The 26738-nt window shown below is 69.2% G+C and carries 23 protein-coding genes; 15 read left to right on the top strand and 8 right to left on the bottom strand.

Annotation, left to right across the window (positions count from 1 at the left end; all coding sequences use genetic code 11):
• Nucleotides 1-3: 3 nt before the first annotated feature.
• Genes AC5RW2_RS02080 through AC5RW2_RS02070 form a run of 3 tightly spaced genes read right to left on the bottom strand, consistent with a single transcriptional unit; the run spans nucleotide 4 to nucleotide 5788 of the window.
• Nucleotides 4-1830 carry a DUF5719 family protein gene (locus AC5RW2_RS02080; RefSeq protein WP_494073587.1) on the bottom strand — a complete coding sequence of 609 codons (1827 nt, stop codon included), beginning with the start codon at nucleotides 1828-1830 and terminating at the stop codon, nucleotides 4-6.
• Nucleotides 1827-5210: a glycosyltransferase gene (locus AC5RW2_RS02075; protein ID WP_494073586.1), complete on the bottom strand. Its 3384-nt coding sequence runs from the start codon at nucleotides 5208-5210 to the stop codon at nucleotides 1827-1829. Before AC5RW2_RS02075 ends, AC5RW2_RS02080 begins: the two co-directional genes overlap by 4 nt.
• A gap of 29 nt (nucleotides 5211-5239) precedes the next feature.
• On the bottom strand, nucleotides 5240-5788 hold the full coding sequence (locus AC5RW2_RS02070) for a WhiB family transcriptional regulator (RefSeq protein ID WP_494001445.1): 549 nt from the start codon (nucleotides 5786-5788) through the stop codon (nucleotides 5240-5242).
• Nucleotides 5789-6060: 272 nt separating this feature from the next.
• Between AC5RW2_RS02070 and AC5RW2_RS02065 the strand changes: the two genes are divergently transcribed.
• A complete protein-coding gene (locus AC5RW2_RS02065; protein WP_494001446.1) occupies nucleotides 6061-6756 on the top strand; it encodes a TIGR03089 family protein in 696 nt (231 codons plus the stop codon).
• 25 nt (nucleotides 6757-6781) lie between these two features.
• On the opposite strand, the gene AC5RW2_RS02060 is transcribed toward AC5RW2_RS02065, so the two are convergent.
• Nucleotides 6782-7354, bottom strand: coding sequence for a GtrA family protein (locus AC5RW2_RS02060; RefSeq protein WP_494014358.1), 573 nt, complete (start codon nucleotides 7352-7354; stop codon nucleotides 6782-6784).
• A gap of 148 nt (nucleotides 7355-7502) precedes the next feature.
• Between AC5RW2_RS02060 and AC5RW2_RS02055 the strand changes: the two genes are divergently transcribed.
• From AC5RW2_RS02055 to AC5RW2_RS02035, 5 genes are all read left to right on the top strand, one after another.
• Nucleotides 7503-8675, top strand: a complete 1173-nt coding sequence (locus tag AC5RW2_RS02055) for a 5-(carboxyamino)imidazole ribonucleotide synthase (RefSeq protein ID WP_494014359.1) — start codon at nucleotides 7503-7505, stop codon at nucleotides 8673-8675.
• Nucleotides 8672-9199, top strand: a complete 528-nt coding sequence (gene purE / locus AC5RW2_RS02050; protein ID WP_494001448.1) for a 5-(carboxyamino)imidazole ribonucleotide mutase — start codon at nucleotides 8672-8674, stop codon at nucleotides 9197-9199. Before AC5RW2_RS02055 ends, purE begins: the two co-directional genes overlap by 4 nt.
• A 52-nt stretch (nucleotides 9200-9251) precedes the next feature.
• A complete protein-coding gene (locus tag AC5RW2_RS02045; protein ID WP_494073585.1) occupies nucleotides 9252-10844 on the top strand; it encodes an LCP family protein in 1593 nt (530 codons plus the stop codon).
• A 122-nt stretch (nucleotides 10845-10966) separates the two neighbouring features.
• A complete protein-coding gene (gene manA / locus AC5RW2_RS02040) occupies nucleotides 10967-12244 on the top strand; it encodes a mannose-6-phosphate isomerase, class I (protein ID WP_494073584.1) in 1278 nt (425 codons plus the stop codon).
• On the top strand, nucleotides 12241-13278 hold the full coding sequence (locus AC5RW2_RS02035) for a lipid II:glycine glycyltransferase FemX (RefSeq protein ID WP_494073583.1): 1038 nt from the start codon (nucleotides 12241-12243) through the stop codon (nucleotides 13276-13278). The genes manA and AC5RW2_RS02035 overlap by 4 nt, the downstream gene beginning before the upstream one ends.
• Before the next feature lie 85 nt (nucleotides 13279-13363).
• Here AC5RW2_RS02035 and glpX read toward each other — a convergent pair whose 3' ends face one another.
• Complete coding sequence (glpX, locus tag AC5RW2_RS02030) at nucleotides 13364-14353, bottom strand: class II fructose-bisphosphatase (protein ID WP_494014393.1); 990 nt, start codon at nucleotides 14351-14353, stop codon at nucleotides 13364-13366.
• 250 nt (nucleotides 14354-14603) lie between these two features.
• On the opposite strand from glpX, the gene AC5RW2_RS02025 reads away from it, so the two are divergent.
• From AC5RW2_RS02025 to AC5RW2_RS02005, 5 genes are all read left to right on the top strand, one after another.
• Nucleotides 14604-15197: a DUF4245 domain-containing protein gene (locus AC5RW2_RS02025; protein ID WP_494073582.1), complete on the top strand. Its 594-nt coding sequence runs from the start codon at nucleotides 14604-14606 to the stop codon at nucleotides 15195-15197.
• 61 nt (nucleotides 15198-15258) lie between these two features.
• Nucleotides 15259-15873 (top strand): carbonic anhydrase, encoded by a 615-nt coding sequence (locus tag AC5RW2_RS02020; RefSeq protein WP_493978642.1) that lies wholly within the window; start codon nucleotides 15259-15261, stop codon nucleotides 15871-15873.
• Between the two features lie 126 nt (nucleotides 15874-15999).
• On the top strand, nucleotides 16000-17427 hold the full coding sequence (locus AC5RW2_RS02015) for a class II fumarate hydratase (RefSeq protein WP_494014364.1): 1428 nt from the start codon (nucleotides 16000-16002) through the stop codon (nucleotides 17425-17427).
• A gap of 289 nt (nucleotides 17428-17716) precedes the next feature.
• Complete coding sequence (locus AC5RW2_RS02010; RefSeq protein ID WP_494073581.1) at nucleotides 17717-19027, top strand: S8 family peptidase; 1311 nt, start codon at nucleotides 17717-17719, stop codon at nucleotides 19025-19027.
• Nucleotides 19028-19069: 42 nt separating this feature from the next.
• A complete protein-coding gene (locus AC5RW2_RS02005) occupies nucleotides 19070-19300 on the top strand; it encodes a hypothetical protein (protein ID WP_494001455.1) in 231 nt (76 codons plus the stop codon).
• 52 nt (nucleotides 19301-19352) lie between these two features.
• On the opposite strand, the gene AC5RW2_RS02000 is transcribed toward AC5RW2_RS02005, so the two are convergent.
• Entirely contained in the window at nucleotides 19353-19859 is a 507-nt protein-coding gene (locus AC5RW2_RS02000; protein ID WP_494023650.1) for a prepilin peptidase, read from the bottom strand.
• A gap of 56 nt (nucleotides 19860-19915) precedes the next feature.
• On the opposite strand from AC5RW2_RS02000, the gene AC5RW2_RS01995 reads away from it, so the two are divergent.
• The 4 genes from AC5RW2_RS01995 to AC5RW2_RS01980 all read left to right on the top strand — a co-directional run bounded on the left by AC5RW2_RS01995 (nucleotide 19916) and on the right by AC5RW2_RS01980 (nucleotide 24065).
• Nucleotides 19916-20704 (top strand): hypothetical protein, encoded by a 789-nt coding sequence (locus tag AC5RW2_RS01995; RefSeq protein WP_494073580.1) that lies wholly within the window; start codon nucleotides 19916-19918, stop codon nucleotides 20702-20704.
• Between the two features lie 309 nt (nucleotides 20705-21013).
• Nucleotides 21014-21967: an AfsR/SARP family transcriptional regulator gene (locus AC5RW2_RS01990; RefSeq protein ID WP_494073579.1), complete on the top strand. Its 954-nt coding sequence runs from the start codon at nucleotides 21014-21016 to the stop codon at nucleotides 21965-21967.
• Nucleotides 21968-22066: 99 nt separating this feature from the next.
• The gene (locus AC5RW2_RS01985; protein WP_494073578.1) at nucleotides 22067-22729 is read left to right on the top strand and encodes a response regulator; all 663 of its coding nucleotides are present in this window, start codon (nucleotides 22067-22069) and stop codon (nucleotides 22727-22729) included.
• Nucleotides 22719-24065: a sensor histidine kinase gene (locus AC5RW2_RS01980; RefSeq protein ID WP_494073577.1), complete on the top strand. Its 1347-nt coding sequence runs from the start codon at nucleotides 22719-22721 to the stop codon at nucleotides 24063-24065. The genes AC5RW2_RS01985 and AC5RW2_RS01980 overlap by 11 nt, the downstream gene beginning before the upstream one ends.
• 135 nt (nucleotides 24066-24200) lie before the next feature.
• Here the strand turns inward: AC5RW2_RS01980 and phoH2 are convergent, their stop codons facing one another.
• Nucleotides 24201-25598, bottom strand: a complete 1398-nt coding sequence (gene phoH2, locus AC5RW2_RS01975; protein WP_494050211.1) for an RNA 5'-3' helicase PhoH2 — start codon at nucleotides 25596-25598, stop codon at nucleotides 24201-24203.
• 267 nt (nucleotides 25599-25865) lie between these two features.
• The gene (locus AC5RW2_RS01970) at nucleotides 25866-26627 is read right to left on the bottom strand and encodes an isoprenyl transferase (protein WP_494001462.1); all 762 of its coding nucleotides are present in this window, start codon (nucleotides 26625-26627) and stop codon (nucleotides 25866-25868) included.
• Nucleotides 26628-26738 lie beyond the last annotated feature (111 nt).

Genomic DNA, 26738 nt, shown 5'->3' with positions numbered 1-26738 from the left:
TCCCTAGTACCCGATATCGACCGGCACCGCGGTCTGCGCCTGGGTGCCGGCGGGCACCGGCAGGACCGCAACGTCGGGAGCACCGCCGTCGGTCAGGACCTGGGCGCCGTAGACGGCTTCGCCGGACCCGCTGATCAACAGGGCCGCAGCGTCGGCGCCGTCTGCCCGGGGATCAAGGGTCACGGTGGTTCCGGCGGGCACGGTCACCGCCTGCTTCTCCCCCAGTCTGCCCTTCGGATCCACCGGCGTGATTTCCACCCGGGCGTCCCCCGACGGCGCGCTGAAGGCCATGCGGGAGCTGACACCGCCCGGCACGACCGCCAGATGATTGCTGCCGAGGCGGCCGGTCGCGGGTGACCATCCGAAGTCCACCGGTTCGCCCGCCTCGGTTCCCCTGCTGACCCGCGCGGCGGCAGCGATGGACACGTCGGCGCTGATTTCGACGGAATACGTGCCGGCCGGCAACGACTCCAGCGGCACCCTGGTGACGCTCTCGGCCGCCGCGGTGACGACGCCGCCGCCCGGGAGGCTGACCGGGCCGTCGGAACCGAAGACGCGCACTTCCAAGACCGCGTCGGTCACGCCGGGCACCGCCACGTCCAGCGCCGGCGCCGCGTCCTCATAACCGTCCTGGTCCCGGATGGCCCGTGCCGGTTTCTGGTCCTGGACGGTAATTCCCGTGACCACCTGCCGCGTGCCGGCCGGGGCCGACGCCTGCAGCAACTCGACGCCGCCGGGGGTCAGCTGGCGCAGGACGCTTTGCTGGATGAAGCCGGTCACCGGGCCGCCGGAGGACTGTACGCGCACGGCCAGGGATTCCTGGTTTGCGGCCACTCCCGCCAGCACGATGGAGCGTGACTCCCCGGGAGCGACCAGCAGCCCGCGGGTGCCGGCAGCCTGGATCTGCCCCTCGGACGAGACCAGTTCGAGGTCGACCGAGGAGGGTGTCTGGGAACTGTTGTGCAGTTTCAGCACGGACGTGGTTCCCACGGTGGTGGACGCCCCGAGCAACCAGAAGTCATTGTCCGGTGCCATGCAGTTGGAAGCGGCCAGTCCGCGCAGGTCGCCGTCCGAGGCTCGGTAGGTCATCGCCGCGCCGGCCAGCGCGGTGGTCTCCCCCATCGGGGCGGCCCGCAGCACGGTGGGAGCGGACAGGTCCTGTCCGGACACCACGGACGCCACCATCTTGGTCTCGCCGGACGACTTTTCCGTCGGTTCCGCGATGCGCGCGAGCGGAGTGCCCGCGCCCAGTTCCGTCAACTCGCTGCCGGGGACGTTGCCGCCGAGGTCGCTGAGCACCAGGGCCCGCGCCCTGGTCTGCGCCGTAGTGGAGACCGGGCTGAACTGCGGATCGGTGTCTTCGGCGGCGCTGTCCAGCAGCCGCAGGGGCTCCGGGCAGACAGCGGTGTAGTCTCCGGCCGGAACGGCAGCGGACACGGGCGGCCGCTCGGCGGCCGCACCCGGCACGTCCGCCAGGCTGCCGGCGGCTACCGCCGCTCCGGTCAGCAGCAGGAGGCCCGCCCCGGAGACGGCGCCCAGCGTCCGCCGGCCGCGCTTCGGCGTGGCGCCGGCGGTGGAACTGCCGGAGCGTGCGGCAGGCTTGCCCGCGGCGGCATCGCGTGCCCGGTCCCGCCGCGCAGCACGCTTGGCGGCCTTGCGGTCGATCGGCTGCACGGGCTCGGCCGCGCTGTCCCGCTCCGGCTGCACGGGCCCGGCCGCGCTGTCCCGGTCCGGCTGCACGCCATCAGGTGCGGATGCGGCAGCGGCCGTTGGCCCAATCGCCGCCTCTGTCGCCCGCGGCTCCTCGCCGCGGCCACCCTTCTCGGTCATCGTTGCTGTCCTTTTCCGGCCAGGGCAACTGCGCCGCCGTCGGCCGGGTCTTCGAATGCCGCCCTGCGCAGTTCCGCGGGGCCGGCATCCGCCCCGGTGGTCTTGATGTGGTCGATGCGGCGCGGCGCGAACCGCCGCCGGGCCGGGATCGGTATGGCGAGCAGGACGGTCAGTCCGATGGCGAGCACCTGGAGGATGCCGATCCACGGCGACCACGGGCTCGAATAGCCGATCTTTACGGTACCCGCTGCTGCCGGCACTTCAAACGCCTGGGCCCAGCCGTCCTGCGAGGATTCCAGCGGCCGGCCGTTCAGGGTGGCGGTCCAGCCCGGGTCCGTCCGCTCGGCCAGGATCAGCCGACGTCCGGGCTCGCCGGCGGGAATCTCCCCGGCCGCCGCGGTCCAGCCGGACGGCACGGTTTGCAGCAGGTCGCCGTTGGCATCGACCAGGCGCACCCGGGCGGTCAGTTGGCCTGCCGCGGTGCCGTCCTTACCGGTCGCTCCGACCACCCGCCAGAGCCATCCGGAGTCGGTGCGTCCCACGGAGGTCAGTCCGGGCACGGCGTCGATCCGGCCGGCAAGCAGTTCGGCCGCCGTATCGGACTCCTGCAGCACCACGAAGTCCACGCCGAGCCTCACCAGAGACGGCCGCGGATCCACGCCGGTGCCCGCAACGATGACAGCCACGGTGTTCCGCAATTCTGCGTCGGCGTCGTCGTCGGAGCGCACCTGGGCTTCGGTGAGCGGACCGGCCAGGGCCCGCGCCGAGTAAATGGCCGAGAGTTGGTCCAGGGTGGTGCCGCTGCCATGCATCACGGCAGCGGTCACCGCGCCGCCGGTTCCCGCCGTCAACACGAGCGCACGGGCCTGTTCCGGCCCGGTCCCGCTGTCCGCAGAGGTGGCCGGCAGCGTGCGGCCGGCCCCGGGCGTTACCTTCAGCTGCGTACCGAAGTCCGTCAGGGTCCGCGCCTCGCTGGACGGTGTGTAGCCGGTGAACTGGGGCACCAGCCAGTGCGCCAGGCTCGCTGCCGGGCCCAGCGCCATCAGGACGGCGGCGGCCACGGCCACGGTGCGCCGCAGGCCCGAGGACGGGCGCCCGGCTGCGGCAAGGTCGTGCCGCAGCCGGTCCCCGGCGATCAGTGCCGCGCCCAAAAGCAGGAACAGGGCCAGCGAGACAAAGGGACCCGTGAACGGTGTCACCACCGCTCCCGGTGCGACGGCGGTGGCCAGCAGGGATGAACCAAAGGAGGCCGCGAGGGTCAGGAACACGCCGAGCCAGAGCAACCGTGCGCGGCCGGCACCCTTGCCCGTGACCGCCCCGGCCACGGCCAGCGCCAGCACCGGCACGGCGACGACGAGCGCGTAGGCGAGCGCCCACGGACCCTGGGCCAGTTTCTCCAGCATCCCGGCCCCGGCCAGCCCGTCGGCGGGGCCGAAGGCGAGCGGGAAGCCCATCAGCTGCTGCCACAGCGGGGCGGCGTGGAAGGCCAGCGGCAGGCCGGGATCGCCCAGCAGCGCGCGCGGCTGGTCCAGCCCGGCGACGAGCATCGGCAGGGCGAGTGCCAGCGGCGGGATAAGCGCCCACCAGACGGTCTTGGCCCGGCGGCGCAAGGCCAGCATCAGGACGGCGATGAAGACGACGACCACCGGCAGCAGCGCCGGTGCCGACGCCGTGATGCCGGCCAGGCAGAGTCCCGCCGCTGCCGCCGCCGTCCAGGAGGGATTTCCGTTGATCCCGGGCTTGTGCACGGCTTCGTGCGGCAGCAGGGGCCGGTTGGCGTCGGCGCGTTGGACGGCGGAGCCGGTGGCGCGCAGCAGGCCGAGCACGGCCCACGGGATCAGCAGGTGGGCGATCAGCGCGCCCAGGCGGCCCGTGCCCAACGCGACCTGGAACGCGGGAACGCTCGCCCAGAACATCGCGGCCCAGAAGCGCAGGCCGCGCCGCTGTGTGAAGGCCCCGGCAGCGAACCATGCGCCGGCGGCGGCCAACGGCATGGCCAGCAGCACCAGCGTCAGGACGGCGGCGGAACCGTTCCCCAAACCCAGCACGGCCAGGACCGCCAGCACGTAGCCAAAGGGGTCGCCGTGCCCGGGGACGCCGGAGCCAAGCGAGATCCACCAACTCGAAGCGTTGTGCCAGATTTCGGCGACGGTGGCCGAGACCGGCAGCAGTCCGCCGCCCACCAGCGCCGGCGCCCCGAAGAAGTCAAACATGCCCACCGTGGAGACGAGGGCCAGCACGACGGCGGCGGCCACCAGTCCCGTACCCACCCAGGTCCGGGCGGGCGCGGCGAGGGCGGCGAAGTCGTCGGATCCGCCGGTGGGCTGGTCGCTGCCGCCGGCATCCGATCCGGAGCCGTCGCCCACGACGCCGACGGCGAGCTCGGGCCGCAGCGACTCGGCCAGTGACCGCCGGTAGGCCCAGACCTCGCGCCGCGGGACCATCAGCGGGCGCACTATGGCCCGCGAGGTCCTGCGCGTCTTGGCGGCCTGCCGCCGGGACGCGAAAAAGCCCGCGGGTCGGAACAAGGCGGCAAGGGTGGCACCCAGCTGCCGCAGCCCGTGCATGGGGTCCTTGGCGACCACCGAGGCCAGGAAGCTGTACAGCCCGCCGAGCAGGGCCCCGATCCACAGGAACGGCACCTGCCACCAGGCCGCATGCTTGAGCCGGAGGTGGATCTGAGCCTTGCGGGCTGCCCTTGCGGTGCCGTGGTCGCCGGTCCGGGCGGCGTGGCGAACCCTCGCGGTGGGGACAACCACCACGCGGTGGCCGGCCAGCCGGTTCCGCCAGCACAGGTCCACGTCGTCACCGGTCCCGGGCAGGGCCGGATCGAACCCGCCCAGCTGGTCGAAGATGTCGCGGCGCACCAGCATGCCGGCGGAGTTGACGGCAAAGAAGTCGCTGCGGCCGTTGTACTGGCCCTGGTCCATCTCGTCGACGTCGATCATGGTCAGCCGTTCGGCCCAGCGGCTCACGGTCAGACCCACGTCGACCAGCCGGCGCGGGTCGTCCCAGTCCACCTGTTTGCAGCCGGCGATGGTTACCGACGGTGCCGTTTCCACGGCGAGCAGCAGTTCCTCGAGCGCATCAGGCTCCGGGGCGGAATCATCGTGGAGCAGCCACAGCCATTCCTGGGCCGGACCGTCGTCCGGGGCGTGCTTGGGCAGCTCGGCCAGCCCCACCCGGACCGCGGCGCCGAACCCGGCGCGGTGGGAAGCCGCGGCCACCGGGCTGCCGGCGGGCAGTTGCGCGCGCAGCAGGTCAGCGGACCCGTCGGACGATCCGGTGTCCACCCCGACGTGGGCATCGGCGGGTCTCGTCTGCCGGGCCAGGGCTGCCAGGGTTTGGGGCAGGCAGGAAGCGCCGTCGTGGGCTACCACAACGGCGGTGACGCGAACTTGCTGCTGAATCAGAGCGCTCTTTTCCGCAGCCGGCGGCGCTCGCGCTCCGACAGGCCTCCCCAAATGCCGAAACGCTCGTCATTGGCCAGCGCGTACTCCAGGCACTGCGAGCGCACCGTGCACGCGCCGCACACCTTCTTCGCGTCGCGGGTGGATCCGCCCTTCTCGGGGAAGAACGCTTCCGGGTCCGTCTGGGCGCACAGGGCATCGGCCTGCCAGCCGAGTTCTCCCTCGTCCTCATAGCCGGCGCCGAAGCCCGGCAGCCCGATCCACTGCGGTTTCGGCGCCGGGTCGGCCTCGGCCGGTTCCCGGAGCAGGCGCGGAGCAGTCAGCTCCAATACCTCGGCCCCGGGCCCCTCCGCCAACGCTTCGTGCGCGGCGAGGAAGGCGGTGGCCGCGTCCTCGAGTGTCTGCTGGCTGGATTCGCGGAAGCGTTCTGCCGCCGTCGGATCTGCCGGATCCACATACCAGTCTGCCGGTACGCCGCGCGATCCGTGCGATGCCGAAGCCTGCGCTTCGAGCTCCCGCCGGTGCGCACTACGTTCTGCCTGCCCCATCAGCCCTCCCGGAGTTCCTGTACCAGCATGGTGTTAGATTCGTGTGCAGCGCTGGATCTCAGCGCCGGACACAAGCATGCTGTTACACGTTTAATAACTAATTACATGGGTGTAATACGTTCAAGTCAAGCGCCGGCGGGAATCTTAGAGACCCGGCAGCGAAATCCGCGTACGCCACGCGAGGGCCCGCCCCCGTGATGTGCGTCACAAATACCGCGTGCAGGCGTCAGCCGGCCTCCGGCTGGGCCACGAACCCGACCTTAAGGAGCACCGTGAGCACCCCCGCCACGATCACCGACCTGCTGGCCCGAATGCGCCCGGGCTCGTCCCCCTGCCTGGTCTGGTACGGCCCGGAGGGCGAACGCATCGAGCTGTCCGGGCGCGTGCTGGACAACTGGGTGGCCAAGACGGCGAACCTGCTGGCCGAGGAACTGGACGCCGCCGAGGGTACGAGCGTGGGTCTTCTGATGGACCCGCACTGGCGGTCGTTGGTCTGGGCGCTGGCCGCGTGGCAGGCCGGCGCCACCGTCCGGCTGGGCGAGGCCGCCCGGAGCGCCGACGTGGTGGTGGCCGCGGATCCGGCCCTTTTGGTGCGGGAAGGCAGCGGACACCAGGTCCTGGTCGCCCTGGGCGCGCTCCAGTTGCGCTGGCCCGGGGAACTGCCCGACGGCGTCCTCGACTACGCGGCCGAGGTCCGCTCCTACGCGGATGAATACCTGGGAATCGATTCCCTGGCGGCAAACGGTCTGGCACTGGAGGACGACGGCGGAGCGCTGACCTTCGCCCGGCTTTTGGACCGGCCGACAGCGGCCAGGAACCTGCTGGTGCCGGCGCACACCCCCTGGCCGGACGTGCTTCGCGAAGCCCTGGCAACCTGGCAGGGCGGCGGCACGGTCGTGCTGGTGCACCCGGAGGTAGGGGTGACCCAGCGGTTGCTGGACAGCGAACGGGTCACCGTACAACTGTGAACCGGCGATCCGGCCCGGACCCCGCCTAGCCGCGCGCCGTGCCCGATGCCTGGGGGCCGTCGACCTCCGGCGCCGCGTCCGCGGGAGGCTGGTCGGCATCGTCCTCGGGGTGGCGCTCGAAGATCTTGCGGTCCTCGGCAAACTCCGGCTCGGCGTCCAGCTCAACGTTAAACACCAGGAACCGGTAGGCGAAGAAGCGCATCACGGTGGCCAGCACCGTGCCGACGATGCCCGCGAACAGCAGCATGGTCCGGTCCGTCACCTCCAGCGGGTAGCGGGCTATCCAGACGCAGCCTGCGGAGACCACCATGCCGATGACGTTGATGACGATGAACAGCACCAGTTCGCGCAACACGTTCGCCTGGCGGCGATGACGGAACGTCCAATAGCGGTTGGCTACCCAGGAGAACAGTGTTGCCACGGAGGCGGACACGAACCGCGCCTTCACCACGCTGTCGTCCATGGGCCCGTTGATCAGCCACCAGTACACGCCGTTGTCCACGATGAAGGCGATCCCGCCGACCGTGCCGAACTTCGCCACTTCCCGCCAAAAAAGGGAAACAATGGCGCGCAGGCGCTCGGAAATAGTTCGGTTCATGATCGAAGGTGGATCCCTTTCGCTCGGATGCCGGAGCAGAGCCGGCCGACGCACTATTGTATTGCGCCAGTCTGGGCGTTACCTAGGACGTACCCGCCGCGCGAAGTGCAATGCGACTCGTCCGGAACCTGTTCGGTACCCTGACTAGGTGAGTTTTCCAGTGATCGGCGTAGTGGGCGGCGGCCAGCTTGCCCGAATGATGGCACCCTGTGCGGTAGAGCTCGGCTTTGAACTGCGTGTTCTGGCCGAGGCCGCCGATGTTTCCGCGGTCCCCGCCGTGGCTACGGCTCCCGTGGGCGACTACCGCGACCTGGAGGCGCTGCGGGGGTTCGCGAAGGGCCTGGACGTGATGACCTTCGATCACGAGCACGTCCCTACCGAACATCTGCAGGCCCTGATTGCCGAGGGCGTCAACGTGCAGCCGCATCCTGACGCGTTGATCCATGCGCAGGACAAGCTGGTCATGCGCGCGGTGGTGGACAGGCTGGGGCTGCCAAACCCGGTGTGGGCACCCGTCTCGGGCGTCGACGAGCTGGTTGCCTTCGGCGGCAGGATTGGCTGGCCGGTGGTGCTGAAGACGCCGCGGGGAGGCTACGACGGCAAGGGAGTGCGGATCATCCGCGATGCGGATGCTGCCGCCGAGGCGGCCGACTGGTTCACCGGCGGCGCGCTGCTGGTCGAAGAAAAAGTCGATTTCAGCCGGGAGCTCTCCGCGCTGGTAGCCAGGACTCCGTCCGGCGAAGCACGGGCCTGGCCGGTGGTGCACACCATCCAGGTGGACGGCGTCTGCGACGAAGTGATCGCGCCGGCACAGGACCTGCCGGCGGACGTCGCCGAGGCGGCCCAGCAGGCGGCGCTCCGGTTGGCCGACGAGCTGGGCGTCACCGGCGTGATGGCCGCCGAGTTGTTCGCCACCCCGGGACGCGGAGCAGGCTTCGTGATCAACGAACTGGCCATGCGCCCGCACAACACCGGCCACTGGACCCAGGACGGGTCGGTCACCAGCCAGTTCGAGCAGCACCTGCGGGCCATCCTGGATCTGCCGCTGGGCGATACGTCCCTGCTCGGCGGCGCCGTCGTCATGAAGAACTACCTGGGCGGCGCAAATACCGACCTGTTCTCGGCCTATCCGCGCGCGCTGGCCGCCGAACCGTCCGTCAAGCTGCATGGCTACGGCAAGTCTGTCCGTCCCGGCCGGAAGATCGGCCACGTCAATGTGGTGGGCCGCGATGCGTCCCAGGTGGAGGAACTGCGCCGGCGCGCGGACCGCGTCGCGGCGATTGTCCGCGACGGCGTGGACCCCCAGGAAGGCAAACCATGAGCAACAAGCCGATAGTCGGCGTGGTGATGGGCTCGGATTCCGACTGGCCCGTCATGGAGGCCGCCGCCCGGGCGCTGGAGGAATTCGGCGTCCCCTACGAGGCCGACGTCGTCTCCGCGCACCGCATGCCCGAGGACATGATCGGTTATGGCCGCGACGCTCACTCCCGGGGACTGCGGATCATTATCGCCGGCGCCGGCGGTGCCGCGCACCTGCCCGGCATGCTCGCCTCCGTAACCCCGCTGCCGGTGATCGGGGTGCCGGTGCCCCTGAAGTACCTGGACGGCATGGACTCCCTGCTCTCCATCGTGCAGATGCCCGCCGGGGTGCCGGTGGCCACGGTGTCCATCGGCGGAGCCCGCAATGCCGGGCTGCTGGCCGTGCGGATGCTGGCAGCCGGTGGTGACGAATTGGCCGGGCGGCTGCAGCCGGCCCTGCTGGAGTTCGCGTCCGGCCTGCGCCGGTCCGCCTACGACAAGGGAGCCGCGCTGCGTGAACGCGCCGCAGGCTCCGGCGAGGCCTAGGACGGTGAGTCCCCAGCCGCCGAGGAAGCCGTCGGGGTCTTCGGCGCGCGGGGTGACCGATCCGGTCCGCTACCCCCAGCACGCTCCGGCGCCGGTGCGCACCAAGCGCGCCTTCGTCCTGCTGCTGCTGACCCTGCTCGTCCCGGGCAGCGCCCAGATCGTGGCAGGGGACCGCCGGTTGGGCCGGCGCGGCCTGGCCGTGACGCTGCTGGCCTGGGCGGCCGTTGTGGCCGCTGCCGTCATGGCCCTGGTGAACTGGCCGCTGCTGGTGAACCTGGCCACCGACCGCTGGGGTTCGCTGGCCCTCGTTGTGGTGCTGGCGGCACTGGCGCTGTTCTGGGCCTTCCTGTTCCTGAACACGCTGCGCATCATCAGGCCCAACCTGCTGGCCCCGGGCGCCAAGCCGGCGGTGGCGGTGACGCTGGTTGCCCTGATGGTGCTCACCAGCGGCAGCCTGGGCTACGCCGCCTACCTGCTCAACGTGAGCCGCAACGCCTTCAGCTCCATCTTCGAAACCCGGCCCGCGTTCGACCCGGTGGACGGCCGCTACAATTTCCTGCTCATGGGCGGCGACGCCGGTGCCGGGCGGGTGGGGCTGCGCCCGGACAGCATCCAGGTGGTCAGCGTCGACGCGAAGACCGGCCAGACCGTCATGTTCGGCATCCCGCGCAACTTCCAAAACGCCCCGTTCCCGGCGGACTCGCCGATGCACGAGGTGTATCCGGAAGGCTTCAGCTGCGGTGACGAGTGCATCATCAACGCCCTCTACGTCGACGTGGAGCAAAATCACGCCGACCGCTACCCTGATGCCAAGAACCCTGGTGCGGAAGCCATGAAGGACGCCGTGAGCGGGATCCTGGGCATCGAGATCCAGGCGTATGCCCTCGTGGACATGGACGGCTTCGAAGCCCTGGTGGACGCGATGGGCGGCATCACGGTCAACGCCGGCGGCTGGGTGCCTATCTCCAACAGGACCATCCCCGGCACCAACCAGCACTACCCGCCGAAGGGCTGGATCGCCCCGGGCGTCCAGGAGCTCGACGGCTACCACGCCCTCTGGTACGCCCGCTCCCGCGAATTCGCCACCGACTATGACCGCGTCCAGCGCCAGCAGTGCGTGATGTCGGCGATGGTCAAGCAGCTGGACCCGGCAACGGTGCTGACCCGCTTCCAGCAGTTGGCCGAGGCCGGCGAACAGGTCGTCGAGACGGACATTCCCAGTGCGCAGCTGGGCAGCTTCGTCTCGCTGGCGCTGAAGGCCAAAGACCAGAAGGTGAAGCGCCTAACCATCGGACCGCCGGACTTCGGCACCGCCGCGGAGAATTTTGTCACCTACCCCGACTTCTCGGTGATCCATCCCCGCGTTCAGGAGATGTTCACCCAGGAAGAGCAGACTCGGCAGAAAGATCCCAAGGACGACGGCGGCGGCGCCGGTGGCGACCCCGGCTCCGGTGGCGGAGAGACCACCGCCGGTGAGGGCGGGGCCGGCCCCGCGGACGAGGCGGCACCGGATGCGGCCGACGCCCCGGAGGCGCCGGCGGAGCCCCAGGTCACCGCGGAGTATCTCCAGCAGCTGGCCGAGATCGGCGATACCGCCACGCTCGGCGCCCTGGTGGCCAACAACGGCAAGTGCTCGGTCCCCTGATTCCGGCCCGCTGCCACGCAGGTCCGGCGGCGTCCCCCCGTGCGGGGCGCGTGCTGCCGGAATGCTGCAACGGCGCGGGGTCTGAGAGGATCGTGGGAACAAGGACGAGGAAGAGGCTTCACATGTATCGGTTGATGAATGTAGTGCGTCCCTATGCCTGGGGCTCGACGACGGCGATTGCCGAGCTGTTCGGGCGGGAACCGTCCGGCGGGCCGGAAGCCGAACTCTGGATCGGCGCCCACCCCGACTCCCCGTCACGGGTGCAGCTGGCCGGAGGCGAACGGCCGCTCGACGAGTTCATCAAGGAGAACCCCGGCGCCGCCCTGGGCGAGACGGTTCTGGGCCTGTTCGGCGCCACGCTGCCGTTCCTGACCAAGGTCCTGGCCGCCGACTCCGCGTTGTCGCTCCAGGTCCATCCCACGCTCGAGCAGGCCCGCGCAGGGTTCGCCGCGGAGAACGCGGCCGGCATCTCCTTCAACGACCCGCAGCGCAGCTACCGGGACGACAACCACAAGCCGGAGATGATCTTCGCGCTCAGCGACTTCCAGGCGCTGTGCGGTTTCCGTCCCCCGCGCGACGCGGCGCGGCTGCTGGCCGGGCTGAAACCACGGCTGGCAGACGCCGGCGCGGCCCTGGATCTCCTGGACGAGGTGCTGGAACTGTTGGGTGGCGGCGACGAGGAAGCGGCCCTCCGCGGTGCCTTCGTGGCGCTGCTGGACGGCGGGGAGCGCTCCACCCGGCTCGCGGCCGACACGGCCCGCCTGCTGGCGGCCACACCGGCCGGCAGCCTGGGCACCGAATATGCAGCGGTCGCCCGCCTGGGCGAACTGTATCCGGGCGACCCCGGCGCGTTGATCTCGCTGCTGCTGAACCTGGTCGAACTCTCCCCCGGCCAGGCACTGTGCCTGCCCGCCGGAAACATCCACGCCTACCTGCAAGGCCTCGGGGTGGAGGTCATGGCGGCCTCGGACAACGTGCTGCGCGGCGGCCTCACCCCGAAGTTCGTCAACATGCCCGAACTGCTGAAGATTACGAACTTCCGGCCGATCGCCCCGCCCATGGTGGAACCGACCATCACCGATGCCGGCCAGGAACTGTACTGCCCGCCCTTTGCCGAGTTCCAGCTCCAGCGCATCGAACTGGCCGACGGCGGCAGCCCGGTGCCGCTGGCCCAGCACGGTCCCGCGATCGTGCTGGCCGTGTCCGGCAGCGTGCTGCTGGACTCCCCGAAGTCCGACCTGATGCTTGGCCGCGGCGAGGCCGCGTTCATCCCCGACACGGAACAACCGGTGAACGTGCACCCGGCCGGAGACACCGGAACCGGCGCGGTGCTGTTCGCGGTGACCACTTCGGGCGGCACACATGAATTCGATCAACAACGAACGGGAGCAACACTTTGACCGCTTCGATCCTGCAGTCTGCGCCCTGGGCCGACTTTCAACGCAGCCTGGGCAAACAGGTCTTCGAACGCAGCGGTGACGGCTGGAACTTCCTGGCCATCGCGGAAAAGACGCCCCTGGGCCGGTTCCTGTACGTCCCGTACGGCCCGGCCGCGGCAGACAACGCCGCCCTGATCCGCGCGCTGGCCGCCCTGCAGTCCCTGGCCGCGGAACAACGCGCCCATTACGTGCGGATCGAACCGGTCGGCACCGACCTCGGCCAGCGGCCGCAGGCGGCGCTGCAGTCGCTGGGCCTGGTCAAGGCACCGGTGGACGTCCAGCCGAAACTGACCTGGATGCTGGACCTGAGCCAGCCGGAAGAGGATCTGCTGGCCGCCATGCGCAGCACCAGCCGCAACCTGTACCGCAATATCCACAAGAAGGGCGTCACGTTCGATGTCTCCACCGACCCGGCGGACATCGAAATCCTGCTGGGTTTCCTGCACGACGTCTCCGAGCGCGCGGAGTTCAAGGCCCAGTCCGACGATTACCTGCGGAACGCAGCCCGGACCCTGGTCCCGGCCGGCGCGGCCAAACTGTTCATCGCCCGGTTGGACGGGCAGCCGATCGCGGCCGCGCTGTCCTACGACACGGAGGCCACGCGGGTGTATGCGCACGCCGCGGCGGACGACGCCCACCGCAAGCTCAACGCCGGGATTCCGCTGGTGGTGACCATGATGATGGACGCCCGCGCCGCCGGCATCCGCCACTTCGATATGTGGGGCGTCAGTCCCGAGGACGAGCCCGACCACCCGTGGGCCGGTTTCTCCCGGTTCAAGCGCTCCTTCGGCGGCTACGAGGTCAGCTATCCGGGCAGCTGGGACCTGCCCGTCAACCAGCTCATGTACCGGGCCTACCTGCTCTCGCGCACGGCCCGGGAGGCCGTAACCCCCGCCGTGCACAAGGTCCGCGCCGCGGTGCTGCCGGCCGCCCGCAAGGCGCGCACCGCCGTCGTGCCGGCCGTGCACAAGCTGCGCGGCACGCTCCCCCGCTGACCGCCCGCGGATCCGTCCCGGAACGACAAGAGGAAAACCCCGCACCGGCTCGGGCCGGTGCGGGGTTTTCCTTCGCTGCGGGTCGCTAGAGCTTGCGCTCGAAGCGGTCCCACTTGTATTCCTGGTGCTCGCCCTCGACGAAACGGATGGTGCCGGACTTGGAGCGCATCACGATCGACTGCGTGAGGACCTTGTGGTTCTTGTAGCGGACGCCGCGCAGCAGGTCGCCGTCGGTGATGCCGGTGGCCACGAAGAAGCAGTTGTCGCTGGTGACCAGGTCATCGGTGGTCAGCACCCGGTCCAGGTCGTGGCCGGCGTCGATGGCCTTCTGCTTTTCATCGTCGGTGGTGGGCCAGAGCCGGCCCTGGATCACGCCGCCCAAGGACTTGATGGCGCAGGCCGTCACGATGCCCTCCGGGGTGCCGCCGATGCCCATCAGGACGTCGACGTCGGTGCCCTCGCGGGCGGCCGCGATGCCGCCGGCGACGTCGCCGTCCATGATGAACTTGGTGCGTGCGCCGGCGGCGCGGATCTCCTCGACATACGGCTTGTGCCGGTCGCGGTCCAGGATCATCACGTTGATCTGGTTGATCTTCTTGTTCTTGGCCTTCGCGATCAGGTGCAGGTTCTGCTTGATGGGCAGCCGCAGGTCCACCAAATCCGCCGCTTCGGGGCCGGTGACCAGCTTCTCCATGTAGAACACGGCCGAGGGGTCGAACATGGTGCCGCGCTCGGAGACCGCGAGCACGGAGAGCGCGTTGTTGATGCCCAGCGCCGTCAGCCGGGTGCCGTCGATCGGATCCACGGCGACGTCGCACTCGGCGCCGGTGCCGTCGCCGACCTTTTCGCCGTTGAACAGCATCGGGGCCTCGTCCTTTTCGCCCTCACCGATGACGACCACCCCGTTGAAGCTGACGGTGGACAGGAACGCGCGCATGGCGTCCACGGCGGCGCCGTCGGCACCGTTCTTGTCCCCGTAGCCGACCCAGTGGCCGCCGGCGATCGCCGCGGCTTCGGTGACGCGCACCAGTTCCAGCGCCAGGTTTCGGTCCGGCTCGTTGTCGCCGACGCGCATGGATGGCGGAAAGTTGGAAAAGGGGTCAGCCTGGGCTTCGTGGGACACTTCGACCTCATCTTCGAGTAGCTCTTCAGACAGCACCGGCTGCGGTGCCGTGATGGATGCATCTGCGGTGCGGACATCTTCCATTGCTTTCGATCATAGTCGTCGCCGCCCCGGGGGCCAGCGCGCGGACCGGCCGACCCGCCCTTCGTTCCGGCGTCGCGGGCGTGTGCGCGCAGGGGCGGGCATCTGAGATCATGGAACCGTGAGTGAAGCGCGTCCCGAAGAATCGACCGAGTTGCCCGTCAAGCCAGTGCTGACGGCCAAGCAGGCCAACCGCGCGAAGGCTCCGGTGGTCGGCATGCTGATGGCCGTGGGGCTCTCCCTCGCCGTGCTGCTGCCGGTGATGTTCCTGAATCCGGGCAGCAAGCCCGGAGTCTACGAACGTAATATTGACGTCCCGGGGGTCGCCCTGCAGGCGGAGTCCACGGCCGGTTACCTGCCGCTCGCCGTCGACCTCCCGGCGGGCTGGACATCCAACTACGCCCGGTGGAATACCGGGGGAACCGCGCAGGTGGCGGCGTGGGAGGTCGGCTATATCACGCCGGGCGAAGAGTACATCGGACTGATCCAGACCGACAAAGCCAACCCCACCTGGGTCGGCCAGGCAACCGACAACGCGCCGGTCACCGGCGACCGCAAAGCGGGTGCCACCTGGGAACTGCGCGACGCAGGCGCGGGCGAGCGCAGCCTCGTGCTGGAGCACGGCGGATTCACCGTCATCCTGACCGGCACCGCGGAGCTGGACGAATTCGATGTCCTGGCCACCGCGATCGCGGAAGACCTGGACAGCGAGTAATCCCGCCCCGACACGGAAACCGGTGCACGGGCAGGGACGCACGAAGCAGTAAGGTTGCTTCGTGCCCACCTCATTGACTCCCGCCCAGGCCTGGCAAAAACTCATCGACGGCAACGCCCGCTTTGTGGCAGGCACGTCAGTCCACCCGAACCAGGACGCCGCCCGGCGCAGTTCGCTGGTCAACGAGCAGCATCCGTTCGCCATCATCTTCGGCTGTTCCGACTCCCGGCTGGCCGCCGAGATCATTTTCGACCTGGGACTCGGCGATGCCTTCGTGGTCCGCACCGCCGGCCACGTCCTCGGTGACGCGGTGATCGGATCGCTCGAGTACGGCGTGGATGTGCTCAACGTTCCGTTGATTGTCATCCTGGGCCACGACAGCTGCGGCGCGGTGACGGCGGCAAAGAACACGATTGACACCGGCGAAATGCCGCGCGGCGGCCTGCGGGACCTCGTGGAGCGGATCACGCCGTCGGTGCTGGCCGCCCGGCGTGCCGGCCTCGAGGACCTCAACGACATGGTGATCGAAAACGTCCGGCAGTCCTCCGAACGCCTGCTGGACAGTTCGCGGGCCATTTCCGAGGCGGTCGAGGCCGGCCGCACGGCCGTCGTCGGCGTGGCCTACCGGCTCGCGGACGGCCGCGCCGAGCTCGTCGCAGGGCACGGGGCCCTCTAGCCGCGCACCGGGGGCGGGACGCCCCGCCCCGGGGGCCGCAGGCCCGCTCGGCGCCGCCTCAACCAAGCCGCCGCCGTGCCGCAACACAATTCGGAACCGGTGCGCCGCAGGCATAAGCTTGGAGCCATGACTTCTGCTGATTCTGCTGAATACCGCATCGAACACGACACCATGGGCGAGGTCCGCGTTCCGGTCAACGCCCTCTACCGTGCGCAGACCCAGCGCGCCGTCGAGAACTTCCCGATCTCCGGCAAGACGCTGGAGCGCGCCCACATCGAGGCCCTGGCCCGGATCAAGAAGGCTGCGGCCACCGCGAACGCCGAACTGGGCGTGCTGGACGGCGAGCTGGCCAAGGCCATCGCCGCGGCGGCGGACGAAGTAGCCACGGGCAAGTACGACGGCGACTTCCCGATCGACGTTTTCCAGACCGGTTCCGGCACCTCGTCGAACATGAACACGAACGAGGTCCTGGCCGAACTGGCCACCCGTGCGCTGCGCGACGCCGGCAGCGACAAGACGGTTCACCCGAATGACCACGTCAACGCCTCGCAGTCCTCCAACGACGTCTTCCCGACCTCGGTGCACGTGGCCGCCACCTCGGCCTTGATCAACGAGCTGATCCCCGCGCTGGACTACCTGGCCGCGTCCCTGGAGCGCAAGGCCGAGGAGTTCAAGGATGTGGTGAAGTCCGGCCGCACCCACCTGATGGACGCGACGCCGGTCACCCTCGGGCAGGAATTCGGTGGCTACGCCGCCCAGGTGCGCTACGGCATCGAACGCATCGAGGCATCACTGCCGCGCGTGGCCGAGGTTCCGCTGGGCGGCACCGCCGTCGGCACCGGCATCAACACCCCGGCCGGCTTCCCGCAGCGCGTAATCGAACTGCTGGCCGCCGACACCGGCCTGCCGCTGACGGAGGCCCGCAACCACTTCGAGGCCCAGGCCAACCGCGACGGCCTGATCGAGGCCTCCGGGCAGCTGCGCAACATCGCCTACGCGTTCATGAAGATCAACAACGACCTGCGCTGGATGGGTTCGGGCCCGAACACCGGCCTGGGCGAAATCGCCATCCCCGACCTGCAGCCGGGTTCTTCGATCATGCCCGGCAAGGTCAACCCGGTGATCTGTGAGGCGGCGATCATGGTTGCCGCCCAGGTCGTCGGCAACGACACCACCATCGCCCTGTCCTCCACCAACGGCGCCTTTGAGCTGAACGTGGGCATCCCGGTGATGGCCGCCAACCTGCTCGAGTCCATCCGCCTGCTGGCGAACACCTCGCGCGTCATGGCGGACAAGATGATCGACGGGCTGACCGCCAACGTGGAGCGCGCCCGCTTCCTGGCCGAGGCCTCCCCCTCGATCGTGACCCCGCTGAACAAGTTCATCGGCTACGAAAACGCCGCCAAGATCGCCAAGCACTCGGTCCAGGAAGGCCTGACCGTGCGCGAGTCGGTTGTGGCCCTTGGCTTCCTGGAGCGCGGCGAACTGACCGAAGAGCAGCTGGATTCTGCGCTGGACGTGCTCTCGATGACCGTCCCGCCGCAGGCCAAATAGCAGGCCGGTCCATCGCGGATCCTGAAGGGCGCTCTTGCTTCGGCGGGGGCGCCCTTCAGCGTGCACGGCGCCGCCGGCCGCCGCTCACCCGGGCCGGATCGGCGTCAGGACGGGGCCCTGCTGCCTTTTTTGGCCCCGACCGGCTGAAACGATTGCCTGAACCTTGAACCGTCGGCCTCCGGGACTAGGATGAGGCGCACACGTCCCCGTGGACGGCGGGTGAACGGCCCATCCCGGGCCGCCGGCCGGCCCGTCGGGGACCCGGTGGAAGAGTGTCCAGGAGGTCTCCGTGATTGGCGATTCGCAGCCCCCGTCCCTGGCGACGGCCGACTATTCCGTGCCCGGGCAGCCGAAGACCACCGGACGCTTTATCGTCGTCTTTTACGGCCCATCCGACGAGTGTGCCGGTCTCCTGGCCGACGCCGCCGGCCTGTCGAATGTCGCGGACAGCCGCGATTTCGGCACCCGCGGGGTGGACCCGGACGCGGCCTCCGGCGCCGACGCAACGGTCTTCGCAAACCTGGGCATCGCCGTCGTCGCCGCCGGCCCGGACCAAATCAGCTCGCTCCAAGTCAGTACCGCTGCCCGGCACCGTGTCCTTTCGGTCTCGCCGGAACTCATCCACGACGTGCTCGGTCCGGCCGATGACTACGCCGTTGGCTACCGCGACGGCGTGACCGACCTGTCCGGCAGGCTCACCGCGCGACGGCACGAACGCTACGAAGCGGGCCCCGCACCGGCGGGCTTCGCCGACAACAACAATTTCACCTGGGGACAGCAGGCCACCAGGGCCGTCTCGTCGCCCTATTCGGGGCAAGGCGTGCGCGTAGCCGTGCTGGACACCGGGTTCGACGAGACGCATCCGGATTTCGCCGGACGCAGCATCACCAGCGCCTCCTTCATCCCGGGCGAGCCGCCGCAGGACGGACACGGCCACGGCACGCACTGCATCGGGACCGCGTGCGGCCCCAAGTCCCCCGGCACCGGCCCGCGCTACGGCGTGGCCCACGAAGCGGAGATCTTCGCCGGCAAGGTCCTCAGCAACGCCGGTTCGGGGACCGACGCCGGCATCCTTGCCGGGATCGACTGGGCCGTGGGCAACGGCTGTGCCGTCATCTCCATGTCCCTGGGAGCCGACGTCGCACAAATCCACCCGCCCTACACGGCCGCCGGGAGCCGGGCGCTGGAGCAGGGTTCCCTGATCATCGCCGCCGCGGGAAACAATGCCGACCGCCGGAAGGGCGAGTTCGGGTTCGTCGGCGCCCCGGCGAACAGCCCGTTCATCATGGGGGTGGCCGCGCTGGACCAGGCCCTGGAGGTCGCGTTCTTTTCCGCCCGCAGCCTCCCCCTGCGCGGCGGGCAGGTGGACTGCGCCGGTCCCGGGTTCCAGGTGTACTCGTCCTGGCCCATGCCGAAGCGTTACAACACCATCAGCGGCACCAGCATGGCGACGCCCCACGCCGCCGGCGTGGCGGCCCTGTGGTCAGAGGCTACCGGCCGGCGCGGCCTGGAACTGTGGGCCACGCTGGTGCAGGAAGCGGAGCGGCTGCCCGTGCCCTCCGTCGACGTCGGGGCAGGGCTGGTTCTTGCCCCGCAGTGACCCGCTTCCCCCGGGAGGGGCCGCCGGACCTATCATGGGGGTATGCAGATCACCGTGACGGTGCGCCACGACTACCTCTCCGATACCGGGCGGATTGCCGAGCAGTTGGCAGCCGGCGGCATGCGGGTGGAAAACGTGTTGTCATCCCTGGGCATGATTACGGGTTCATTGCCGGAGGGACAGCGTGCCGCTGTTGCCGGAATCGAGGGCGTCGAGTCCGTGGACGAAGACCGGCAGTTCGTCCTGCCCCCTCCCGACTCCGATATCCAATAGGCTCGGCAGACAAATTCCGGGACGCCGCGCGTCGTTGGCCCGCGCTTCGCGGCTACGTCGGCAGCAGCAGCGCCGCCCACGTGCCGGCGATCATGAACGGCCCGAATGGAATGTCGCTGTGCAGCGTTCCGCGCCGCAGCACCACCAGCAACACCCCGTACGCGCCGCCCAGCAGGAAGGCCGCGAACGTGCCCAGCAGCAGGTGTTCAAACCCCAGGTAGCCCAGGTACATCCCCAGCACCCCGGCCAGTTTGACGTCGCCGAATCCCATGCCGGCCGGATAAATAAGCCGGACGGCGAAATAGAAGACCCAGAGCAGTGCGCCGCCGGCCGGCACCCGCCAGAACATGCCGGCTTCGTAGCCTGCGAGGGAGGCCGCGAGCAGCAGCACTCCGGACACCGCGTAGGCCGGGAAAATGATGCGGTTCGGCAGCCGGTGCGTCCTCAGGTCGATCCAGCTGAGCCGGGTTCCGATTACCAGCAGATAGCCGCCGGCGGCCAACAGCATCCAAAACGCGAATGCATGGCCGGGCCACAGCAGCGCCAGTTGCTCGACCATGGACCCAACCTACTGCACTCGCCTGATCCGGAGGAGCCGGCGGCTACACTGTGCATATGAACGGCGGGAGCGTGCTCAAGGCCGGCGACGCCGCCGGCAACGCGGAGACCTTCAGGTGTCTCTGCCGTTCTTCCCCGTGGAAGTGGGAATCGCTGCGGTTCGAGCTCCGGGCCGTCCACCCGGATGCGCCGGAGCCGGACGCTTCCGGCGGCATGCTGCGTGCGTGGACCCGGCGCCCCGGAGCTCTTCGGGTCGAGTCGGCCGACGGCAGGCTGCTGTACAGCACCACCGGCATCAACGACTCCCGGGACGGTTTCTACGTCAGCGCGACACGCAAGTCATGGCTGTTGCCTCCGCATCTGGTCACTCCGGTATTCAACGACATCCATCTGGTGCGCCGCCGGCCCGAGGCCGCCTACGGTGAGCCGGTCTTCGGCAACGGGCGCTGGTCCGCGATGCTGGATCCGGTTGAGCTGGCCGGCAGCGCGCCGGTGGCCTATGAGGCGCCCTTCGCCAACCCCGTGGAGATCCATGAACTGCGGGAGGTCGAGCACCAGGGCCGGAAGGCGCTGGAGGCGGTCGTCTCGCCCAACCAAACGTATGTACCGTACGACGCCGGCCATCCGCTGCTTCCCGAGGGCCGCACCGAGGTGCGGGTCGACTGGCGGACCGGCGTCTGTGTTTCCGCGGTTGCCATGGACGGGCCTCAACAGGGCGGCGGTCATTCGTTGACCATCCTCGGAGTGAACGAATACATGCTCGACGACCTGTTCCTCGAGGTCAGCATGAACCTCACCGACGTGCGGGAGCACATACCCTGGCCGGTGCGCCCGCATCCCGCCTGAGGGCGCGGCGGAGCGCGCCCGGTGGCTCTCCGGTCGTCCGGACGGTGCAGGGCGCGCGGCCGGGCCCTGGCGTTGAGGGGTGGGGCCAGGGCCCGGCGGCGTGCGCCCGGCCGGCCGTGAGGTGCAGCGCCGAAGCCACCGGGGTCACGAGTCCAGAGTCCCCATTCATCCTTGGAAAAAGCCGGTGCCGTCCCGGTCCCCCTCACATTAGGGGTATCGGCACCCCTCAGGCGAGGCTGTCCCGCCGTCGGGGAGTCAGCGCACGATGGTAGTGCACTCATTGGGGGGTGCGTGCTGCGAGGGGGAATCGTGGAGCAATTGAGTGGATGGGCCATGCCCATGGCCGTGCAAATGATCGGAAATTTACGGATCCGTCGCGGCGAAACCGTGTTGACCGCCGACAAACTGGGCGGCCCGAAGCCGCGTCAGGTGCTGGAAATCTTGCTGTTGCACATCGGTTCGCCGATGTCGAAGGACCGGCTGGTGCACCTCTTGTGGGGCGGCCGCGCCCCGGGTGAAGCGCTGGCCACGTTGGAGAGCTATGTCAGCATCCTGCGGCGCAACCTGCAGCCTGGCTGCGCAAAGACGGGGCCGCTGCGCACAGCCAACGGCGGTTACATGATCGACCGGGACATGGTCGACGTCGACCTGCACCGCTTCCAGGCCCTGGTGCGGGCCGCCGAGTTTGCCGAACCGCCGACGGCCTACCCCTTGTTGGCCGAGGCGTTGTCACTCGCGTCGGAGCCGCTGCTGGGCGACGAGCTGACTCCCGATTGGGCGGAAGAGGCCCGTTCGGGCCATGCGGAAACGGTGCAGCACGCCCAACAATTGGCTGCGGAGGCCGCGTTGGCCTTGCATCGGCCCGACGACGCCGTGCTCTGGGCCCAGCGGTGCGTTGCTGCTTCTCCGCTGAATGAAGCGGCGTGGACAGTCCTGATCCGCGGCCTGGAGCTTTGCGGACGGCATGCCGACGGGTTGCAGGCCTACGATCGGTGCCGGCGGTTGTTCGGCCGCGACCTCGGTTGTGCCCCCGGCCCGGCCCTTCAGGAGATCCACGTGCGGCTGCTGAAGGCCACCGCTGACGCCCAGTCGGGCCTTTCGGAAGTCCTGGCGGCGCTGCTGCTGCTCAACGAACGGCTGACCCCGCCGGCAGCAAAGCACCGGAAGGCACAGTTAACAGTCGACGCCACGGCCGGACCCCAGTACATGGCGGCGGGAGACATCGTGAGCTCGTTCCTGCGCAAGGCGCTCGCAGCCAGCTGAGGCCGGGAGACCCGCCGGCCCCGATATGTACTTCCCGGCGCGCGCCGTGCATACTCGAGGTGGGGTCAAGTCCTTTGTGTCTTGAGTTGGGGAACTGGAGTGAGCTCTTTGGGGGAGCAAAAACTACGCATCGCCGTCGTGGATGATCACACGACCTTCGCGGAGTTGCTGTCTGATGCGCTGGACCGGGAAGCGGATCTGGCCAATGTGGGCAGCGCCGCCGGTGTGAGCGAGGCGGTTGCCTTGTGCCGCCGGGCCCGGCCCGACGTGGTCATCATGGACTACCACCTGCCCGACGGTGACGGGGTCAGCGCGGCCGAGCAGATCCTGCAGTCTGCCCCGGAGACACGGATCATCTTGTTGACCGGCAACCCGTCGCTGAATGTACTGGCGCGCGCCGCCGCCTCGGGTCTTTGCGGTTTCCTGCCCAAAGACGGTTCCCTGTCGACGCTGCTCGAGACGGTCCGGAACGCCAGGAGCGGCAGCATGTCGGTCTACCCGTCCGCGCTCACTCGATACGTCACCGCTCCACCGGCCACGGCAGCAGACAGGCCTGCCCTGACCAAACGCGAGCACCAGGTATTGGCCCTCATGGCAGCAGGCAACGATGTCCGCACGAATTCCCGGAGGCTGGGGATATCCCCGCACACGTGCCGGGGATACGTGAAGTCGATCCTGGCCAAGCTCGGCGCACATTCACAGCTGGAAGCCGTGGCCACCGCCCAGCGGCTGGAACTGCTGGACGGCGGGCATGGTCGTTGACTCAACTGCGCAGCTCCGGCGCAACATCCTCGCTGAAACACCCTCTGGGTCCCGCCGCCGGAAGCCCTCGGAAATGCAGGCGGCCCTGCGCCGCTTCGCACTGTCGGGGCTTGCGGCACTGATCATCGTCACGGTGCCGGTGATCATGGTCGCCCGCTCGCTGGCTGCCGACCATGCCCTCCTCCACGCCGCGGAACGCACCACACAAATCGTCGACCACCAATTCGCCCAGGACGTCACGGAGGCGGCGCTGGCCGGGGTTCCGGAGGCCTTGGCCGAATTGGACAGCGAAGTGGACCCGATGATCGACGACGGCCACATTCTGCGGGTCACTGTCCGGGATCTCGACGGCTCGATTGTCTATTCCGACGTCGATGCACTGATCGGACAGCAGATCGACCTGCCGGCCCAACTCCTGGCCCGGTTGCAGGAGGATGCCCCCGTCAGCGTCGTCGAAGATCCCCCCGGCGACAACATCTTCGGGCTGGGCCGCGCCGAGCTGGTCAACGTGTATGTGCGGGCACAGGCCGGAGATGGAAATGACTACATCTTCGAACTGTCTCACCCGGCGAACGAAATCAACCGCATGCAGGACGAGATGCTGGGCATCCTGCCCGTCATCCTCGTCGCGTTGGCCGTGCTGCAGTTGCTCCAGCTTGGACCGGCCCTTCGAATGGCGCGCCGCATGCGGAAGGCCAGTGAAATCCGGCGTGGACTGCTGCAGAAATCGATCGCGGCCTCGGAAGAGGAACGCCGGCGTTTGGCCCGGACCCTCCACGACGGCGTCATCCAGGAGCTGGCGGGGCTGGCCTACAGCCTGGAAGCGCGGGAACAGCAGCAGACCGCTTCGGACAGCGACTTCCATGCGCTGGCACGGGATATTGTGAAGGGCAGCATCGACGACTTGCGCCGGATCACGCTGACGTTGTACCCGCCCGACCTGTCGGCCGAGGGCCTCCCGGCCGCGCTCGACGGATTGGGTGTGCTGGTCCGCCAACGGGGAGCGGGCTGGCAACTGGAGATCGACTTCCCCGAGCCCGCCGCCCTCGCCTGCCCCGATTTGCTCTACCGGGCGGCACGTGAAGCCGTGACCAATGCTTCCAAGCATGCGTCCGCCCGGCTGGTCAAGGTTTCGCTGAGGCAGTCCGACAAGGCAGTGGTGCTGGAGGTCGTCGACGACGGCGTCGGCTTCACTCCAGACGCCGCCCGGCGGGCCGGACACATCGGCCTCCGGATCATGCGCGACACCGTCCGCGAGGCCGACGGTACGCTGCACGTTGAATCCGCCCCCGGCGCCGGTACCCGGATCGTCATGGCCTTTCCTGCCGGGCAATAGTTGCATGGCGCCTGCCGGGGCGCAGCCAGCGGCAACCCCCGGTGCGGTGAGGCGACGACCGGCCGGCTGCCTTCGGCGGAAAGCGGGCCACGCTGCGGCAGCCCGCTTCCCGTCCCTGGACGCGAAGGCCGCCGGCTAGATTTCGGCGCCCTCCAGCAGCTCCGTGACCAGGGCCGCGATGGGCGAGCGCTCGGACCGTGTCAGTGTCACGTGACCGAAGAGCGGGTGTCCTTTGAGCGTTTCCACGACGGCGGCGATGCCATCGTGGCGCCCGACCCGCAGGTTGTCACGCTGCGCCACGTCGTGGGTGAGGACGATCTTGGAGTTCTGGCCGATCCGGCTCATCACCGTCAGCAGCACGTTCTTCTCCAGCGATTGCGCCTCATCCACCACCACGAACGAGTCGTGCAGCGATCGGCCGCGGATGTGGGTCAGCGGCAGCACTTCCAGCATGCCGCGGTCCATGACTTCCTCGACCACCTCGGTCGAAACCAGGGCGCCGAGCGTGTCGAACACCGCCTGGGCCCACGGATTCATTTTTTCGGCTTCCGAGCCCGGCAGGTACCCGAGTTCCTGGCCGCCGACGGCGTACAGCGGCCGGAAAACCACCACCTTCCGGTGCTCGCGCCGCTCCAGCACCGCTTCCAGCCCGGCGCACAGCGCCAGGGCGGACTTGCCGGTACCGGCCCGTCCGCCGAGGGAGACTATTCCCACCTCCGGGTCCATCAGCAGGTCGATGGCCAGCCGCTGTTCCGCGGAGCGTCCGTGCAAACCGAACACGTCGCGGTCGCCCTTGACCAGGCGCACCTGTTTGTCGGCCCCCACCCGGCCGAGGGCCGACCCGCGGGTGGACAGCAGCACCAGGCCCGTGTTGGCGGGCAACTCCGCCGCCTCCGGGATGAACACCGGCTCGTGTCCATACAGCGCGGTCACGTCGTCGTCGGCCACATCCAGCTCGGCCACGCCGGTCCAGCCGGAGTCTTTGACCAGTTCGTTGCGGTACTCGTCCGCGCGAAGCCCCAGCGCCGACGCTTTCACCCGCAGGGGCAGGTCCTTGGAGACCACGGTGACGTTGCGGCCCTCGACGGCCAGGTTCTTGGCCACGGCCAGGATTCTGCTGTCGTTGTCGCCGCCGCGGAATCCGGCCGGCAGCACGTCGGACGAAACATGGTTGAGCTCCACCCGCAGGGTGCCGCCCTCCGCCCCCAGCGGGATGGCCTGGTCCAGACCGCCGTGCTGTACGCGCAGGTCGTCCAGCAGGCGCAGTGCCTGGCGGGCGAAGTAGCCCAGCTCCGGGTCGTGCCGCTTGCCTTCCAACTCGGTGATCACCACCACCGGCAGGATCACCTCGTGCTCGGCGAAGCGCAGCAGTGCCCGCGGATCGGACAGCAGCACGGAAGTGTCCAGGACATACGACGCCCGGGTTGTTTCCGCTTCCCCGGCGGAAACAGAACGACCGGACGAGGTGGCAGCGGCGGGCTGCTTCCCGGGTCCGGTCGTGGCGGCTGGGTGCGGATTTTTGGTGGCGGTCATGCTTGCTCCCGTCCGGAGCGCGACGGCTCCGACTGTGTGAAGCGGGGCGTGGACGGTAGGGCCACCAGGCCGGAACCGGCCTCCCCCGATGCGGCTTTCGCTGTGCGCATCAAACTGGTGGCCTCCCGATCAATCTGCGGTTTTGCCGACTGATAGTCCTAAATTACGCGGATGTAATTCACTAAGACAAGGGCGCGGAAGAAATCGTTTCAATGAATTTTGCGTAACAGCAACGACGCCGGCCCGCCGCCCGCTCCGCCGGCCGCGTCAGGCGCCGAAACGGCGCTGCCGGCTGGCGTAGTCGCGTAGCGCGCGCAGGAAGTCCAAACGCCGGAAATCCGGCCACAGGGCCTCGCAGAAGTAGTATTCGCTGTAGGCGCTTTGCCACATCAGGAAGCCGGAGAGCCGCTGTTCACCCGAGGTCCTGATGACCAGGTCCGGGTCCGGCTGGCCGCTGGTGTAGAGATAGCCGGAGATGTCCTCGACCGCCAGCGTATCCGCGACGTCTGCCAGGCTCTTGCCTTCGGCGTCGGCATGGCGGAGCAGGCCTTTGACCGCGTCAACGATTTCCCGGCGGCCGCCGTAGCCCACGGCCACGTTCACGTGGACGCCGTTAACCCCCGCGGTCTGCTCCCCCAGATCGCTGAGTTTGGCCGCGAGGTCGGCCGGGAGCGTCTCCAGCGCGCCGACGGGATGGACGCGCACGTTCTTGCCTTCGCCCAACCGGTCCAAGGTGTTGCCGATGACACCCAGCAGTTCGCGCAACTCGTCTTCCGAACGGCCCATGTTGTCCGTGGACAGCATGTAGAGCGTGACCACCTTGATGCCCAGGTCGCCGCACCAGCCCAGGAACTCCAGGATCTTGTCGGCTCCGGCCTGGTGCCCTTCCCGGGTGGGCGCCCCGGCCAGCCTGGCCCAGCGCCGATTACCGTCGACCACCACACCGATGTGGCCCGGGATACGGTCGGGCGCCAGCGAACGCTGCAGCCGCCGCTCATACAGGCGGTACAGGACGCCGGGAAGAGACACCGCACCCCGCCTTCCTGATCGCCCGTTCACGACTTAGAATTCTATCCCCCCGCCCGGCCGGTTCCGCGCCACTCCTTGTTACCGGCCGGTAACAAGGAGTGGCGGCGGCCG

The organism is Arthrobacter sp. B0316-1-20 (assembly GCF_059091865.1).
The sequence above is the reverse complement of the archived record's forward strand: the minus strand, read 5'-3'. Positions and strand labels throughout refer to the sequence as shown.

Bases quoted from the DNA above. Each gene is read 5' to 3' on its own strand.
- AC5RW2_RS02080 (WP_494073587.1), bottom strand. From the start codon at position 1,830: ATGACCGAGAAGGGTGGCCGCGGCGAGGAGCCGCGGGCGACAGAGGCG.
- AC5RW2_RS02070 (WP_494001445.1), bottom strand. From the start codon at position 5,788: ATGGGGCAGGCAGAACGTAGTGCGCACCGGCGGGAGCTCGAAGCGCAG.
- AC5RW2_RS02060 (WP_494014358.1), bottom strand. From the start codon at position 7,354: ATGAACCGAACTATTTCCGAGCGCCTGCGCGCCATTGTTTCCCTTTTT.
- purE (WP_494001448.1), top strand. From the start codon at position 8,672: ATGAGCAACAAGCCGATAGTCGGCGTGGTGATGGGCTCGGATTCCGAC.
- manA (WP_494073584.1), top strand. From the start codon at position 10,967: ATGTATCGGTTGATGAATGTAGTGCGTCCCTATGCCTGGGGCTCGACG.
- glpX (WP_494014393.1), bottom strand. From the start codon at position 14,353: ATGCGCGTCGGCGACAACGAGCCGGACCGAAACCTGGCGCTGGAACTG.
- AC5RW2_RS02015 (WP_494014364.1), top strand. From the start codon at position 16,000: ATGACTTCTGCTGATTCTGCTGAATACCGCATCGAACACGACACCATG.
- AC5RW2_RS02005 (WP_494001455.1), top strand. From the start codon at position 19,070: ATGCAGATCACCGTGACGGTGCGCCACGACTACCTCTCCGATACCGGG.
- AC5RW2_RS02000 (WP_494023650.1), bottom strand. From the start codon at position 19,859: ATGGTCGAGCAACTGGCGCTGCTGTGGCCCGGCCATGCATTCGCGTTT.
- AC5RW2_RS01995 (WP_494073580.1), top strand. From the start codon at position 19,916: ATGAACGGCGGGAGCGTGCTCAAGGCCGGCGACGCCGCCGGCAACGCG.
- AC5RW2_RS01980 (WP_494073577.1), top strand. From the start codon at position 22,719: ATGGTCGTTGACTCAACTGCGCAGCTCCGGCGCAACATCCTCGCTGAA.
- phoH2 (WP_494050211.1), bottom strand. From the start codon at position 25,598: ATGACCGCCACCAAAAATCCGCACCCAGCCGCCACGACCGGACCCGGG.